Origin of the sequence: Paenibacillus durus, from assembly GCF_000756615.1 — a bacterium.
In the GTDB taxonomy this organism is placed as follows: Bacteria; Bacillota; Bacilli; order Paenibacillales; family Paenibacillaceae; genus Paenibacillus_AQ; species Paenibacillus_AQ durus.
In genome coordinates, this window is sequence record NZ_CP009288.1 from 5,546,527 (window position 1) to 5,562,806 (window position 16,280).

Annotated in this window: 16 protein-coding genes and 1 riboswitch; of the genes, 1 reads left to right on the forward strand and 15 read right to left on the reverse strand. The window is 53.0% G+C overall.

Annotated features, from left to right (window positions below):
- Nucleotides 1-2: 2 nt before the first annotated feature.
- From atpB to spoIIR, 11 genes are all read right to left on the reverse strand, one after another.
- Nucleotides 3-821, reverse strand: coding sequence for a F0F1 ATP synthase subunit A (atpB, locus tag PDUR_RS24470; RefSeq protein ID WP_042208559.1), 819 nt, complete (start codon nt 819-821; stop codon nt 3-5).
- A 5-nt stretch (nt 822-826) separates the two neighbouring features.
- On the reverse strand, nt 827-1,228 hold the full coding sequence (locus tag PDUR_RS24475) for an ATP synthase subunit I (protein ID WP_042208560.1): 402 nt from the start codon (nt 1,226-1,228) through the stop codon (nt 827-829).
- Complete coding sequence (locus PDUR_RS24480; protein ID WP_042208562.1) at nt 1,221-1,475, reverse strand: AtpZ/AtpI family protein; 255 nt, start codon at nt 1,473-1,475, stop codon at nt 1,221-1,223. The genes PDUR_RS24475 and PDUR_RS24480 overlap by 8 nt, the downstream gene beginning before the upstream one ends.
- A gap of 179 nt (nt 1,476-1,654) precedes the next feature.
- Nucleotides 1,655-2,824, reverse strand: a complete 1,170-nt coding sequence (gene wecB / locus PDUR_RS24485; RefSeq protein WP_042208564.1) for a non-hydrolyzing UDP-N-acetylglucosamine 2-epimerase — start codon at nt 2,822-2,824, stop codon at nt 1,655-1,657.
- 34 nt (nt 2,825-2,858) lie between these two features.
- Complete coding sequence (gene upp / locus PDUR_RS24490) at nt 2,859-3,488, reverse strand: uracil phosphoribosyltransferase (RefSeq protein ID WP_025688634.1); 630 nt, start codon at nt 3,486-3,488, stop codon at nt 2,859-2,861.
- Between the two features lie 359 nt (nt 3,489-3,847).
- Nucleotides 3,848-5,095 (reverse strand): serine hydroxymethyltransferase, encoded by a 1,248-nt coding sequence (locus PDUR_RS24495; RefSeq protein WP_042208565.1) that lies wholly within the window; start codon nt 5,093-5,095, stop codon nt 3,848-3,850.
- Between the two features lie 50 nt (nt 5,096-5,145).
- Nucleotides 5,146-5,745, reverse strand: a complete 600-nt coding sequence (locus PDUR_RS24500) for a TIGR01440 family protein (protein WP_042209683.1) — start codon at nt 5,743-5,745, stop codon at nt 5,146-5,148.
- Nucleotides 5,746-5,915: 170 nt separating this feature from the next.
- Nucleotides 5,916-5,997: riboswitch (ZMP/ZTP riboswitch) on the reverse strand.
- 87 nt (nt 5,998-6,084) lie between these two features.
- The gene (locus tag PDUR_RS24505; RefSeq protein WP_042208566.1) at nt 6,085-6,672 is read right to left on the reverse strand and encodes a low molecular weight protein arginine phosphatase; all 588 of its coding nucleotides are present in this window, start codon (nt 6,670-6,672) and stop codon (nt 6,085-6,087) included.
- Between the two features lie 41 nt (nt 6,673-6,713).
- Nucleotides 6,714-7,283, reverse strand: a complete 570-nt coding sequence (locus tag PDUR_RS24510; RefSeq protein WP_081949957.1) for a manganese efflux pump MntP — start codon at nt 7,281-7,283, stop codon at nt 6,714-6,716.
- Between the two features lie 93 nt (nt 7,284-7,376).
- Entirely contained in the window at nt 7,377-8,546 is a 1,170-nt protein-coding gene (locus PDUR_RS24515) for an L-threonylcarbamoyladenylate synthase (protein ID WP_081949642.1), read from the reverse strand.
- A 187-nt stretch (nt 8,547-8,733) separates the two neighbouring features.
- Nucleotides 8,734-9,495 carry a stage II sporulation protein R gene (gene spoIIR / locus PDUR_RS24520; RefSeq protein WP_042208568.1) on the reverse strand — a complete coding sequence of 254 codons (762 nt, stop codon included), beginning with the start codon at nt 9,493-9,495 and terminating at the stop codon, nt 8,734-8,736.
- A 322-nt stretch (nt 9,496-9,817) separates the two neighbouring features.
- On the opposite strand from spoIIR, the gene PDUR_RS24525 reads away from it, so the two are divergent.
- On the forward strand, nt 9,818-10,579 hold the full coding sequence (locus PDUR_RS24525; protein ID WP_042208569.1) for a DUF4878 domain-containing protein: 762 nt from the start codon (nt 9,818-9,820) through the stop codon (nt 10,577-10,579).
- A 372-nt stretch (nt 10,580-10,951) separates the two neighbouring features.
- Here PDUR_RS24525 and PDUR_RS24530 read toward each other — a convergent pair whose 3' ends face one another.
- The 4 genes from PDUR_RS24530 to ychF all read right to left on the reverse strand — a co-directional run bounded on the left by PDUR_RS24530 (nt 10,952) and on the right by ychF (nt 15,590).
- Entirely contained in the window at nt 10,952-12,133 is a 1,182-nt protein-coding gene (locus PDUR_RS24530; protein ID WP_042208570.1) for an FtsW/RodA/SpoVE family cell cycle protein, read from the reverse strand.
- A 111-nt stretch (nt 12,134-12,244) separates the two neighbouring features.
- Complete coding sequence (gene prmC / locus PDUR_RS24535; RefSeq protein WP_042208571.1) at nt 12,245-13,189, reverse strand: peptide chain release factor N(5)-glutamine methyltransferase; 945 nt, start codon at nt 13,187-13,189, stop codon at nt 12,245-12,247.
- Between the two features lie 4 nt (nt 13,190-13,193).
- The gene (gene prfA / locus PDUR_RS24540) at nt 13,194-14,261 is read right to left on the reverse strand and encodes a peptide chain release factor 1 (RefSeq protein ID WP_042208572.1); all 1,068 of its coding nucleotides are present in this window, start codon (nt 14,259-14,261) and stop codon (nt 13,194-13,196) included.
- Between the two features lie 228 nt (nt 14,262-14,489).
- On the reverse strand, nt 14,490-15,590 hold the full coding sequence (gene ychF, locus PDUR_RS24545) for a redox-regulated ATPase YchF (RefSeq protein ID WP_042208573.1): 1,101 nt from the start codon (nt 15,588-15,590) through the stop codon (nt 14,490-14,492).
- Nucleotides 15,591-16,280: the final 690 nt, after the last annotated feature.

Here is a 16,280-nt window from a genome sequence, read left to right on the forward strand (position 1 = left end):
AACTAATGATCCTCATGCGTGGTTATCGCCTGTGATATGTACAGGAATGTCAGCATGGTAAAGACAAATGCCTGGATTGAACCGACGAAGATACTGAAGCCCTGCCACACTATAAGCAGCGGGATGGAGGCGACAAATCCAAGAGCTCCGAGAGAACCCAGCTTAACGAGCTGCGCAATCAGCACTTCCCCGGCGAATATATTACCGAAAAGACGCATACCGTGTGTAAGCAGCTTGGAGAACTGCTCAATCAGGTTAATCGGCAGGAAGACAGGGAATGGTTGAAGATAATGTTTGAAATACGCTTTCGTGTTGCGAGTGATCCCAAGAAAATGGACGATCAGGAAGATCAATCCAGCTAGTCCCAAGGACACGGCAGGATCGGCTGTAGGCGATTTCCACCAGCTTACTCCGACTTCTGCCTCCCCTGCCGGATTAGCGGCATGGACCTTATGGATTTCCTCCACAACATTTACAAGCGGTTGGTTAAAGAACGTCGCTTTGCTTGCATCGTGGTACTCGGTAACAATCCCGAACGGCAAGCCAAGCATATTTCCGACAAATATAAACAGGATCAGCGTTAGTCCAAGACTGAGGAAAGGCTTGCCTTTCTTCAAATCCATTGTGCTGGACATCATGCCTTGTACAAATTCAACGAGCCATTCCATGAAGTTTTGCATTTTGCCGGGGTTCTCCACGGAAAGATTCCGCGTCGCCAGACGAGCAATAATCAAGACGATTGTACAGGTAACGATCAGCATCAACACGATGGACAGATCAAATTCGAGTCCAGCGAGTTTAATATTTGGTGATAAATGCATGTTTCTCACCCCTTTCCGTCAGTATGTTTGCGTTCCTCAATTTGCAGCAAAATAAATCCCATGATAGGAAGTACGAAATAACCGGTCGCAAGACTGGCGCATACGGCGATCTCATTGAAATAATGAGGAAATTCAAGCGCGAGTACAACCGCCAAGATGGAGGTTGCTATCCTCAACCCGAAACCCAGCGTAGCGCGGGCTTTACTTTCACCGGAGGCGGATTTTGCAATTCCTTTCACTTTGTAAGCCATGTAAAAAACATTGAGACAGCTTACGCTGGCGCCAAGCACGATACCGTGAAGGACGGTGCGGCGATGGGGCATCAATTCGGCGATGATAGCACAAACGACAATAATCCCCGCAATGCTCATCAACATCAGTTTGTTCATTCTGGCTGCATCATTCATCGCTATCCCTCGTCACTTTTTTGATAAGACTCACAATAGCTGCGGCTCCTGACAGCATGCCGAAAAGAACACCTAGACCAACCCACAAACCTTGGTTACCCCACATGCTCCCAAGCCATTTCCCGAAAAAATAACCGCCTATGGTACAGCCGGCAAGATCGATACCGATGGCACTGACAAGACCCATAGCCTGAAAGGATTTACGTAATTTCCGGTTCTCATCATTCGGTTGTTCAGGATGTTTCATAGCACCCCACCCTTGGAATTCCAATTCATTTTACTGAATGTAACAAGAGTTTGTCAACGTGTCATAAACAGGCTCGAAAAACGGCTGAAAGTATGAAAAAAATCACAGTAAATCATTCCAAAACCATATCAACCGTACAGTTGTACTGTATGCTCACAAAAACTTTTTCACAACTAAGCCTATTCTGATTCTAAATTATTTGTGAACATTCTGTGAAATTGGTCAGGGCGCTCTTCAATAACTCCGAAGTGGTGCAAAATCGCATTGACAATGCGTTGCGACGCTTTGCCGTCTCCGTACGGGTTGGCGGCCCGGCTCATGGATTGATAGAGGTCTTGATCCGTCAGCAAGGCATGTGTCCGTTGATACACCTTCTCCTCGTCCGTACCTACCAGTTCCAGCGTTCCGGCCTCGATGCCTTCCGGACGCTCCGTCGTGTCGCGCAGCACAAGAACAGGAACTCCGAAGGAGGGGGCTTCTTCCTGTAAGCCGCCTGAATCGGTCAAAATCAAGTGGGTATGCGGATAAAAATTGTGCAAGTCCACGACATCCAGCGGATCGATCAGCTTAATTCTGGGATGCCCGCCCAAAATCTCGTATGCCGGCTCCTTAACGGCCGGGCTCGGATGCACGGGATAACAGATGGCGACATCTTCGAATTCATCAGCAATCCTTTTGACGGCACGGAAAATATGACGGTGCGGTTCGCCTTGAGACTCCCTGCGGTGCGCCGTCATCAGAATAAGTCTTTTTCCTTCAGCCCATTCCAGTACCGGATGCCGGTAGCCCGGCTGTACGGTATATTGAAACACATCGGTCACCGTATTGCCTGTGATATAAACACTTGATTCTTTTTTGTTTTCATGTCTCAAATTTCCAGCCGACCAGTCGGTCGGAGCGAAGTGCAGGTCGGCGATCACGCCGGTCAATTGACGGTTCATTTCTTCAGGATATGGAGAGAGCTTGTTCCAGGTTCGCAGCCCCGCTTCCACATGTCCCACCTGTATCTGCTGCAAAAAAGAGGCGTAGCTGGCAAGAAATGTCGTCAGCGTATCTCCGTGAACAAGCACCAGATCCGGCTTCGCTTCCCGCAGTACGGGTTCCAGCCCTGCAAGAACGCGAATGGAAATCTCGTTCAGCGTCTGCCGGTCCTTCATGACGTCCAAATCGTAGTCGGGCACAATGTTAAATACTTCAAGCACTTGATCAAGCAGCTGCCGGTGCTGCGCCGTGACGCAAACCAGCGATTCGATATGTTCGGGATGCTTTTGAAGCTCAAGAACCAAAGGCGCCATCTTGATTGCCTCGGGACGGACACCGAAAATCGTCATTACTTTAATCTTGGACATAACCCCTATCCTTTCTTCTGCTGCTTTACGTTTGTCACTTCGTTCCGTACAGCCGGTCTCCGGCATCGCCAAGACCCGGCACGATATAGCCATGATCGTTCAGATGATCGTCAAGCGCGGCAACATAAATGTCAACATCCGGATGGGCTTCCTGAACGGCGGCAACGCCTTCGGGAGCGGCAATCAGATTCATCATCTTGATCTGAGTGCAGCCGCGGTTCTTGAGCGAAGTGATAGCCGCGATTGCGGACCCGCCGGTCGCCAGCATCGGATCGATGACAATCAGTTCACGCTCCTGCACATCCGTAGGCAGCTTGATGTAATATTCGACGGGCTGAAGCGTCTCCGGATCACGGAACAGGCCGACATGGCCCACCTTCGCCGCCGGAAGCAGCTTCAGAACACCCTCCAGCATCCCAAGGCCGGCGCGCAGGATCGGGATAAGTCCCAGCATTCTGCCGGAGATGACCTTACTTTCGGTTTCAGCGACCGGAGTCTGCACAGTAATTGTTTCCAAAGGAATATCCCGCGTAATCTCATAGGCCATCAAAGTCGCTACTTCATCTACATGTTCCCTAAATTCCTTCGTATTGGTTCGCACATCGCGTATAAAAGTCAGTTTGTGCTGAATCAAAGGATGATCGCAAATCACCAGTTTTCCCATTCGTTTGTCCCTCCGGTAGCAGTAAGTTTTGTCCAGGCGAGCCCGGGCTAACCCTTTCTCAGCTAAATCCTGTAATATTATATCATCACTGATGGCTCATTTCATCTAGGAAAGGAGGGATTGCCGATCTGGGAAAATCTGAGTTCCCGTTTTCAGGTTTTGCATACTTTTCACAATATTTTCACGATATTTCATGAAAGTTAGTTGAACATTCTCATTCGCTTTCTGCAACTTTCATGTATTTACCATGCGTTTCTGTGAACATTCTGTCAAAAAAAGCCCCGGCAAGCCGAAAGTCGGACATGCAGGGGCTGGAAACGAGGCGTCGGGCGGCAGTGGACCGCATCGCGTTTTAGTGATTAGTACTGTAAAGAAGGGTAAATTGGAAAGCGCTCCGTCAGCGCAGCGACCCGGCGGGCAGCGTCTTGCAGCGTGGCTTCATCTTTTGGATTCTTCAGCACGGCAGCGATGAGCTTGCCGATCTCGGTCATCGCCTGCTCATCCATGCCGCGCGAGGTAACCGCTGGCGTACCGATCCGGATGCCGCTTGTAACGAACGGACTGGTCGGATCGAACGGAATCGCATTTTTATTAACGGTGATGCCAATGGAATCGAGCACTTTTTCCGCATCCTTGCCGGTAATGTTCAAATTACGCGTATCAACCAGCATCAGATGGTTGTCGGTTCCGCCAGAGACGATATTGACGCCTTCGCCCAGCAGTGTTTCCGCCAGCACCTTAGCATTCTTAACTACATTCTCCGCATAAGTCTTAAAGGACGGCTGAAGCGCTTCGCCGAAGGATACGGCCTTGGCAGCGATGACATGCATCAACGGACCGCCTTGCGAGCCCGGGAATACGGCCTTGTCAATCGCAGCAGCCCACGGCTGTTTGCAGAGAATCATGCCGCCCCGCGGACCGCGCAGCGTCTTGTGGGTGGTCGTGGTCACGAAATGGGCATGCGGAACAGGGCTCGTGTGAAGTCCTGCGGCTACCAGGCCGGCGATATGCGCCATATCGACCATGAACAGCGAGCCGACGTCGCTTGCGATCGAAGCCAGAGCTTCGAAATCAATCGTACGCGGATAGGCGCTTGCGCCGGCGACGATCAGCTTCGGACGATGCTTGAAAGCGGCTTTGCGCACTTCGTCGTAGTCGATAAGGAAGGTATCTTCCTGAACGCCGTAAGCGACAAAATTATAGAGAAGGCCGGAAGCGTTAACCGGGCTGCCATGCGTCAGGTGACCGCCATGAGCCAGGTTCATGCCGAGCACCGTATCTCCCGGATTGAGCGCGGCGAGGTACACAGCCATGTTCGCCTGCGCGCCGGAGTGCGGCTGCACGTTGGCATGATCGGCGCCGAACAGCTGCTTGGCGCGATCACGGGCCAGATTCTCCACGATGTCCACATCTTCACAGCCGCCGTAGTAACGTTTCCCCGGGTAACCTTCGGCGTATTTATTCGTCAGCACGGAGCCCATGGCCTCAATGACAGCCTCACTCACGATATTCTCCGAAGCAATCAGCTCGATATTGGCCTTCTGACGCTTAAGTTCCAGTCCCATCGCTTTCAGTACTTCCGGGTCACTCTTGCGCAATTGTTCCATTTTTGTTGTTTCCTCCCTGAATTTAGTTTATGAGATGGGGGTATTCTTCCCTAATCACACAGCTTCGACCCGTTATCCTCCTGCTGCCGGTACACCGCGCGTTCGCCGCCGATCAGCGGCGGTCTGGTGTAGGCCGAATTGACGCGGGCTTCTCCGATATAGCGCAGCGATGTCCGGAAAGGCACCGCGACGCGGCGGAGATGCATTCCAATCAGAGTCTCGCCGATATCGACGCCAGCATGGGCCTGCACCGTTTCGGCAAGCACGGGATCGGTCATCTCGCGGTATGCCGCCGCACCGAGAGACCCTCCCGCTCCGGGAATCGGCACTGCCGACACCTCAGTTAGACCGAGCTGCTCCAGCAGTCTTCGCTCCATTACAATCGCCCGGTTTAAATGCTCACAGCACTGAAATACCGGTGAGAAGCCAAACTCCTCGGCAGCCCGGCGGACGCCGGACAGCAGCTGCTGCGCTACCTCAAGCGCACCCCCGGTGCCGATCCGCACGCCGGCTACCTCGCTCGTGCTGGCGCCGACAATGAGCACTTTGCCTTGTCCAATCCCGCCGGCTTCCGCCAGTTCCCGCAGCACGAGATAAGTCTGTTCGGCAATAGATGGATCTGCCTTGGCAGCATGTCCGCTTCCAGCCAAATCCTTGGCCGAAGGAATAAGTTCCTCCGCCCGGTTTTCGTAATGTTTCACCGCTTTACCTCCTAAAAGAAAACCAAAGTTGTCTTATACGGATCAGGATGATATGCGCGACTCTTATAAATTTCAGCATTTAAACAAAAAAGAGCAGTCCGCAGACAGCTGCGGAATTGCTCTTTCGCCCAGGCGACCGGCCGTCTACTCCGATGCTCCATCGTGGTTTATCCACACTTGTCGCCAGTTACACCGGAACCGATATTTGTCTATATCTTAAATCATCATGCTCGGAAAATCAACCATCTAGGAGAAGAAAGCTCTTTGCCGTCCGTTCGGGGAGACATTTTACAAACGGCGTAAGACTTCAAGCTTATCCAGCAGCTTATGAAGCGACGAACGGATTTCAGCGGCCGCATATTCATAGTCCTCGCGGCTTCCGCCGAACGGGTCCATAATATCTGCGCTCGGTATCCGCTGGCGGATCTCGATAATCCGCTGCAGGTCGGCTGCCTTTGGTTCTTGCCCCAGCGAAGCAGACAGCTCCGTTCCGGCATAGAGACTGTCCAGCTCTTCCAGATCCCTGCGCACCGCTTCCTCATTCTGCACGTATTCCTTGAGAGTATGCGTCTTCAATACGGCGTTCGGAAAATAATGCAGTACATGCCTTTTATGGCTCTGGGTAAGGGTCAGCACCAGATCAGCCCAAGTGAGCAGTTCGCCCGAAAGCTGGGAGGAAGTAATATGATCATTGATGCCCTCATCCCGCAATATGGCCGCCGCATGCCTTGACATCGACGTTCCGGCGATCGCGGAAACCCCGGCTGACCGCACCTCCAGATCAAATCCCCGCTCCGCCGCCAGTTTGCGCAGAAGCCCTTCTGCCATAGGACTGCGGCATGTATTGCCGGTGCAGACGAACAAAATATGAAGCATGCAGATCACCTCCATGGGATAATTCTTTTGCCGCTATTGTATCAGAAGATGAACAGCAAGCCAAACCCGAGCAGAATCGCCCCGCCGAGCGCCTCCCCGTATTCTCCGAGTCCACGGCTTACATGCCGTCCAAGCAGCAGCCCGGAGATTGACATCAGCCCGCCGCAGGCCCCAAAGGCCAGTACGGTCAGCAAAACATTGCTCACAAATACGCCGAGCGAGACGCCGACCGAGAACGAATCGATGCTGACGCTGAGCGAAATGAGCAGCATCCCCCACAGAGTGCGGTGGTCGACCCCTCTCATTGCAGCGCCCTCTCCGGTGCGGAACGAACCGAGCACCATATGCCCGCCCAGCGCAACGAGCAGCACCCCGGCGGCAATCCCCGCCACCCGGCCCAGCAAGTGCCCGACATAGCTTCCGGTAACAAGTCCCAGCAGAGGCATCAGCACATGAAAAAAAGCAATGAGCAGGCTCATTTGCAGCACATGAAGAAGACGGATGCCTTTCATCCCGATCCCTACGCCAAGCGAAAAGGCATCCATTCCCAGAGCGAGCGCCATGATTGCAATGGTTACGATCTGGCCCCATCCGGCCGGTACTTCTCCCATGCCCATCACCATTACCCCCAAGTCCGAATATCTTGTACAATCACAATATGCGGACAAGAGGGCAATCATGCTGTCATCATAAAAATAGCGGGTCTATTCGGCGTCGATCACGCGGCCGGCTGCGGCTTTCATCAGCCGGTTCATGATCGCAGAGCCAAGCCCCGTCTCCGGGCAAGCCTCGGCTAAGATATATGTCGCTCCCGCTTCATCGAAGCGCCGCAGCGCGGCATACAGGGAGCGGGCAGCCGTCTCCAGCGAGGCCAGCGGGCCAAGCGAGACGATGCAGTCAGCGGCGCCGGCGGGATACAGGGGCAGATGCTCCTCGAAGAGGAGCATCCCCGTCGTCTCGCCGCGCCTGCGGGCCGACGCCAGCAGGCCCGCCGCCGTCTTCGCCGCGCCAGCCGGCGAAGAGCCGCGCACGACGCCGAGCCAGCCCTGCGGCGCGTAGTGCGCGTACTTCATGCCCGGCGCGCGCGGCGCCGGGCTGCTCTTCCCCGCCGCGTTCGGGGCGGCGGGGTGGTTTAGAGCCTCCGCGGCTTCCTGCGGAGGCGTGAAATCGGGCGCCGCCGAAGCGCCCGTGACGGCGGCGTCTCCGGCGACGGCGGCGAGTTGCGCCGCCGTGATGCCGCCGGGACGGAGCACGGCGACGGAGCCGTCCGGCTGCACCTGCACGACGGTCGACTCCAGGCCGACGCCTGCGGCCCCGCCGTCCAGCACGCCGCCGATCTTGCCGGCAAGATCGTCCAGCACATGGACGGCCAGCGTAGGGCTTGGCCGCCCCGAGCGGTTGGCGCTGGGAGCGGCAACCGGACAACCTGCCGCCGACAGCAGCGCCAGCGCCACCGGATGGTCCGGCATGCGTACGCCGACCGTGTCCAGGCCTGCAGTTACGCGCGGCGACAGCACGCTAGGGCGAAGCGGCAGCACCACGGTCAGCGGACCGGGCCAGTAGGCGTCCATTAAGGCCGCCGCCGCTGCGGGCACATCCGTCACAAGCTCTTCAAGCACCGCTCGGTCGGCAATATGGACGATGAGCGGATTGTCCGAAGGACGTCCTTTTGCCTGGAAAATCGCCTCAACCGCCTCCGTATTACGCGCGTCCGCTCCCAGGCCGTACACCGTCTCGGTCGGAAAAGCGACCGTATTCCCCGCCCTCAGCAGCTCCGCCGCTTCCGCAATCGCCTTAAGGTCCGCCTCGCTATCGCTCCGCTCCCGTCCGGTTTTCCTCTCCGCACAGCTCAGCTTCCAATATTTTGTCTCCATTGTTCACAAGCCCCCGTTGCAAGACAGCCCCGCATGATGAAACCCTCAATTTAAAGCCTGCTTTAGATGCTTCTGCGGGACTGCGAAATAATTGATTCTCTTCATATTTCAAAAATAACGGCCCCACCGCGTGGGGCCGCTTATCTATATGAAAATAGTAACATATCCGGCGGCAAAACAATAGAACCTATGCCCACAAGCCCCTGATCCAGCTTCCGATTTTGAGCAGCAGATCCCAGATAAAGAACCGTACCTTCGGCTGCTCCGCAGCGGGCGCCGCTTGGGCCTTGGCATCCGGCTGCCGCTCCCCAGTCAGCACCGCATTACCCTCCTTTGCCTTCCCGGCGCCGCCCTTTCCATCCGCAGACACCTTCACGGCCTTGGCCTCACCGGCAGGCTTGGCCGCCGCATCGCCCGACCCTGCATCAATGAAGCAGAGCGGAGGGAACAGCACGCACCACCAGTTCTGACCCTCTCCTTTTCCAAGTGTTACGCGAAGTGCTTCATATTCTCCGGCGGGATAAACCGTCCCTCCGTACAGCTTGGTCGGGAACGGAACAATTCCCAGCTCCACCTTATAACTGTAGCCGATGCCTCGCTTGTCCAGTTCATTGCCAACCAGTTTATTCAGTTCCGGCAAATGCTCGCGTATAACGGCACGCGCCTGATCCAGACTCTGCGGGTCCTCAAGTTCGGCGACCCACCCGTTCATCTGCTCTACAATTTTATCGCGGAGCTGCCGCTTTACCAGTTGATCCTGCGCCCCGTCCGAATTGGCGAGAATCCGCAGACGGATCGACTCCTTCGGAATGGGGCCGCCGCTAACGGCAGCATCGGTTTTTTGCCCTTCCCAGGCCATCATGACAAACATAAGGATACAAATTAAAATGGCAGTATACGTAAAGGTCTTACGCAGCGAATCTCCGTCGATTCCTTTTTTGGCGTTCATGTTGGGATACCCCTCTCCACTCGGCTTCATGTCAGTCAGTATCCCCGGAAAGCGGAGTCCGCAAACCTATGAATCTATTTATTTTTGCAGTGCGAGCCGACTCTATATTACTAAAAGCCATATCTATTCGTGTAAGCGGTCAAAATTCCATTTCCCAATTTCATTTTTTTGCTTTTACCACAAAATATTTCATTTATACGAAAATTTATTAGTTTTTCCGTCTTATTCAACTTCCATAACAGATATGGTATCGTTTAATTGTTTCCAAAAAAAAGAAAGGATAGAAATAATTATATTAAAATCAAAAAAATGGAGGTAAGTTATGTTTGTAAAAAAATCCAATCTCATTCTACTTGTAATGGTTCTACTAGCATCTTTTTCTTTCGGAAGCACAAGCTTTGCTAAAGAGTCACCTGAATCTAAAGCCAAGGAAGTCGTTAAAGAGTTTCTTGTTGCGATGGATAAAGGAGATATTAATAAGGCTTTAGAGTTAGTTGTTGATACACGTTTTTCAAACATAGACGAACAGATTAAAGAATATAAAGAGTATAGCGGCACCAAAAACTTCCACTCCCTTGAAATCGTTTCTGTAGATATTGAGAATGAAGGTTCGTTGTTTGTTAACCTAAAGGATACTTCAACATCATCCGATTCACGAGAGGTTATAAACGTTAAGAATTATAGCGGCCAATGGAAAATTTCATTAGGCAGTAGTGAAAAAGAGTCGGGTAAATCATCCGACTTTTCAATTAACACATTGGCTGACCACTTCGAATTTACTAATTTCCAATATGGGCCACATTATACTAATGATACATTTACAATCCCTAGCGGCGTTAGTAACGTGGTTATACAAGGTTGGCAATACTCTAGTAATGAATATCCTGCTAGTGCCTCTTATCAACTTGCAAGATCTACTTGGCTAGGTTATTCTACGTACGGTACCCCTGTTGATGTTGATAAAAAAGGAGACTATAACATAACTCTCTCTGGCGCTTCTGAGGGTAGTGGTTTTTGTATAAGAATTTTCGTCGGGAATAGTTCACAAATAAATGGTGCTGGTAATGTGATGTATAATCCTTAAATATATTTAAGTTACCAGATAGTTCTTCATAAATTAAAAAGCAGGTAAACCGATTCTAATTTTACACTTTATCCGACTACTTAAGACCCCTGTGATAGGTGCTTTACGTTTATGGTTTCGATTGCGGAAACCGAGGAGAGCCATCTAAGCCTTTAGGGATACGGAAAATGGTCAACCGATCTTACCGGATCTTCTAAGGTAGGTAGCGGATAAAAGTCACTTTGGTTTTGCTCTAATACTAAAATAAAGATTACAAATTATAGTTATCAAAAAAGTCACTTAATTAAAAAAATAACCGCCAGGTCCCCTTCGAATGAAGGAAGCTCCTGACGGTTATTTTTTAAGACTTCGACAAATCTACGCATCAACGCGCTAACCCTGTTTTACCGGAGCCGTATACGTTCCCTTTGGCAAATCTTCTTCTTCCTCCTGCCCGTACAGCCGCACGCTCATTGCAATGCCAATGCTTGCCATATTGATCAGCAGCGAGGTTCCGCCGTAGCTGATGAAAGGCAGGGTAATTCCGGTCAGCGGCATAAGTCCGGTAAATGCTCCGATATTTTCGAAAATTTGGTAAAGCATCATTGCCACAATGCCGACAATAATGAACGGTCCGCCTCTGTCCCTGCATTCGAGCGCAATCAGAATCATCCGGTGAATCAGAATAAAGTACAGAAGCAGCAGGACGGCAGAACCGACGAATCCAAACTCTTCCGCAATCTGGACAAATATCGAATCCGCATAGGTATAGGGTACCCGATTGGCCTGCACGGTGCTTCCTTTTAAATACCCTTCCCCGCTCATGCCGCCGGAAGCTATGGCCAGCTTGGCATTTTTCGTTTGATAGTTATGATCGGATGAAGCCAACTCGGGCATAAGCCAAGGATCGAAACGGCTGATCAAATGATCCCGGCCCGGCAGTTCCTTAATAAGGGCCACAGCCTGATCATGGTAATTAGTATAACTCCAGATTCCCGCAAACGTCATTCCGCCGATAAGTGTCACGCCAATAAGGGCATGAGAAAATTTAATATTGCCGATCCAAAGAAGACCCCCTAGGATGACAATATAGCTCAATGCGTTGCCTAGGTCGTTCTGGGAAATAACGATTGCAAACGGAAGCAGCGTCAGCAGGCCAATAGGAATTATATCCCGCCAGAAAAGCAGTTTCTGCTTGTTCTTCCGCACAAGAACAGAAGCCAGAAAAAGAATTAGAATCAGCTTGAACAACTCAGCCGGCTGAAGACTAAAGCCTCCGTACTTGATCCAGCCCTTGGCGCCATTCTCCTCCGCACCGATGAAGGTGACCAACACAAGCAGAGCGATCCCGAACACATAAATATACATCGCGAACTTGATTAGCAGGCGATAATCCAAAAACGTCAAGCCGAAAAAAGCGACAAATCCCAAGATATAAAATTTTAACATTCTAATATGAAAACCGGCCGTCGGTCTCCCATGAGTCACACTGTATATCGCAAGAAGACTGATCACCATCAACAGCACAAGAATAACGACGATAACGCCGTCGATTTTTTTAAACTTTTGAAGCAATGCTCTGCCTCCCCATGGTTTTACTGGCTTTGTCCGCGCTTAACGCATCTAACGGGCCGTTGACTTTATTGTAAGGGAATGGAATGAAAAATACCAATTTCGTCGCCCCGCTTACGGCTGACGAGCAATGCCAATCACATGGCGCGGAATGCCCGCGAGATCGGGTACGGTCACGATCTCGTTCCAATGTCCGGCCGCCTCCAGCAGGGCGGCCACTTGCTCCGCCTGCCCGAGCCCGAGCTCGAAGCCGACGAGGCGCGGCGGAGCCGGGAGCAGCGGCAGCTGCTCCATCATGCGGCGATACGGGTCCAGCCCGTCCTCGCCGCCGTCCAGCGCGGTGCGCGGCTCATGGTCGCGCACTTCGCGCTGCAGCCCGGCGATGTCTCCGCCGGGAATATAGGGCGGGTTGGAGACGAGGATGTCCGTCTCCAAGCCCTTGAACGGCTCGAGCAGGTCGCCGAGCCGCAGCTCCACGGCCGCGCCGAGACGCTCCGCGTTGCGGCCGGCCACGGCCAGGGCCGCCGGCGAGATGTCGCCGGCGAGCACCCGCCACGCCGGCGCTTCGGCCGCCAGCGTGACGGAGATCGCGCCGCTGCCCGCGCCGATGTCGATCGCGGTCAGGCGCCGCCCCGGGCGCGCCGCAGCGTATTCGCCGCCCGCACCCGGCTCGCCCGCCGCTCCCTGCGGCCACAGCTCCGCCGCATACCGCAGCACGGCTTCGACGAGCAGCTCCGTCTCCGGCCGGGGAATCAGCACATCCGGCGTCACCTCAAAGGGACGGCCGTAGAACTCCTGCTCTCCCGTGATATACTGCACCGGCTCGCCGCTTCCCCTACGGGTCATAGCGGCCTCCCACTCCTCCCGTTTATCCGCCGGAAAGGAGTCGGCCATAGCCATATAGTATGCCGCGCCGGATAATCCCAGCACATGCTCCAGCAGAAGCTGGGCGCTGCGCTGCGGCTCGCTGACGCCAAGACCGCTTAAAAAAGAAGAAGCCTCCGCAAAGGCTTCCCGGATGCTTTGCACCTGCGGCATGATATATGCGCTCTGTTTCAAAGCATTATTCTCCTTTTTCCATCAGCTCTGCCTGCTCCGCAATGGAGAGCGCCGAAATAATCTCTTCGATTTCACCGTTCATGACCGCATCCAGGCGATGCAGTGTGAGGCCGATCCGGTGATCCGTCACCCGGCTCTGCGGGAAGTTGTAGGTCCGGATGCGTTCACTGCGGTCGCCGGTGCCGACCTTGCTCTTGCGTTCGCCGGCATATTTGGCTTCTTCTTCCTGGCGCATCATGTCGGATATCCGGGCGCGCAGCACTTGAAGAGCCTTCTCTTTGTTGGAGTTCTGCGACTTGCCGTCCTGACAGGTCGCCACGATTCCCGTAGGAATATGCGTTACGCGCACAGCAGACTTGGTCGTGTTGACCGACTGGCCGCCCGCGCCGCTGGAACAGAAGGTATCCACGCGGATATCCTTGTCAAGGATTTCGATGTCGATTTCTTCAGCTTCGGGCATTACCGCCACCGTGGAGGTGGAAGTATGAATCCGTCCACCGGATTCCGTTGTCGGGATGCGCTGCACGCGGTGCGCGCCGCTCTCGTACTTCATTTTGCTGTAAGCGCCCCGGCCGTTAATCATAAAGATGACCTCTTTAAAACCACCAAGGTCGTTCGTATTGGCGTCCATCAGTTCCACGCGCCAGCCCTGGGTATCTGCAAAGCGGGTGTACATACGGTACAGGTCGGATGCGAACAGAGCCGCCTCGTCACCGCCTGCCGCCCCACGAATTTCCACAATGACGTTCTTGTCATCATTCGGGTCCTTCGGCAGCAGCAGGATGCGGATTTTCTCCTCCAGCTCAGTCTGACGCTGCGACAATTCCTCGATTTCCATCTTCACCATGTCGCGCATTTCGTCGTCGAGCTTTTCGCCAAGCATCGCTTTGGCCGCGCCCAGCTCTTCCATTACAGTTCTATATTCGCTATAAGCCTCATAGGCGGGCTGCAAATCGGATTGTTCTTTGGAATAGTCCCTCAATTTCTTACTATCGCTTGCAACATCCGGATCGCAAAGCAGTTCACTGAGTTTCTCATAGCGGTCCGCCAGAGATTGCAATCGGTCCAACAAGGGAATTCACCTCTCCTGATCTAAAGTCTAAATAGTCAAATCCTATAAAAAAACCGTCTATCCCCTGTCGATCATAAACAGGTATACACGACTTTACATTATACCATCTTCTCACCGAATTGGCTACTTGATGAATCAAATTTATTTCCTGCGGGATATTAAAAAAGCGTACTCCGGATGGCAACTATTTTCCCGCCCAGAGCACGCCTTAATCTTTTGCCGCAGTTCTTACACGTTAAACCGGAAATGCATAACGTCGCCGTCCTGCACGACATAATCCTTGCCTTCGAGGCGCAGTTGCCCTCTTTCCTTGGCTCCATTCATAGAGCCCGCGGCGACGAGATCATCATAAGCCACTACTTCCGCGCGGATAAAGCCGCGCTCGAAATCAGAGTGAATCACGCCCGCCGCTCCGGGCGCTTTGGTCCCTTTGCGGATCGTCCAGGCGCGAACCTCCTGCACGCCCGCCGTAAAGTACGTGTACAGACCAAGCAGCTTGTAAGCCGCTTTGATCAGGCGGTTCAGGCCCGACTCTGCGAGGCCGAGCTCTTCCAGGAACATCGCCTTGTCTTCGCCTTCCAGCTCGGCGATTTCCGCCTCCACCTTCGCGCTGATCGGCACGACCTCCGCGTTCTCGGCAGCAGCGAACTCGCGCACTTGCTTGACGTACGGATTCTCTTCGGCCGTTGAAACCTCATCCTCGCCCACATTGGCTGCGTACAGCACCGGCTTCAGCGTAAGCAGATGAAGATCGCGCACGATCAGCCGCTCTTCGTCCGACAGCTCTACGCTGCGGGCGGGCATGTCGTTATACAGCGCTTCTTTGACGCGCTCGAGCACTTCCACTTCCTGGGCGTACTGTTTGTTGCCGCCCTTCATGTTTTTGCGGGAGCGGTCGATCCGCTTCTCCACGCTCTCCACGTCGGCCAGAATCAGCTCCAGATTAATCGTCTGGATGTCGCTGATCGGATTTACTTTTCCGTCGACATGAGTCACGTTCTCATCCTCGAAGCAGCGCACGACATGAACAATGGCGTCAACCTCGCGGATATGCGCCAGGAACTTATTGCCCAGCCCCTCGCCTTTGCTCGCCCCGCGAACCAGTCCGGCAATATCGACGAACTCAAATGCGGTCGGCACCGTTTTGTTGGGCACAACCAGCTCAGTCAGTTTATCCAGACGCTCATCCGGCACTTCCACTACCCCGACATTCGGGTCGATGGTGCAAAAAGGATAGTTCGCCGACTCCGCGCCCGCCTGCGTAATTGCGTTAAACAGCGTCGATTTTCCGACATTTGGAAGACCAACAATACCCGCTTTCAAAGCCATTTATATGACAACTCCTATTTTCCGTTAATTGACCAATAAACCCAGTGATCTAAACTATTATATATTAGAACAAACGCCCCAGCAATACCGGAGAGACTTAAGAGGGAGACGGGAATCAGCGCATAAGCTCGGTTTAAGGGACCGTTCACACCCGAACAACGAACCGTAAGCACATGATAAAGCAACAACCCTCACACAACGGGCCTCCATGCCGCGCGATAACAAACTTTTTATATCTGGAAGCGCTATACTCCCCAATGTCCCATCCACAACCTGTATTATTGAGAGAACGAACCTTTTAACCCGGTGCAATGAGCCCTCGCATCAAAATGACGGACTAGCCGCATCCATTCAGGCCGACAGATCCTTTACACAGAAGCATGATTTTCTTCTGGCAGCGCCGAAACTTTCTTAATACCACAGCTTATGTCCTTACCTCGCAGACTTTATCGGTAAAATGTCTTTCAAAGCGTGGACACTCCCACAAAAATCGGATATACGAGTCGCAGCGGCTTTAACGCAGAATTTCGCCTATATATTGAGTGAATCAGCTTCTTATCATCAATATATTGAATCTCACTGCGGAAGTGTCAGCCTATTGCCCATGTCCACCTTTTAAAAGACACTGCCCTCATAACGTCCTCATGTAGCGGACACATCATATGTATCGAAAGATCTGTCCCTGTGCTG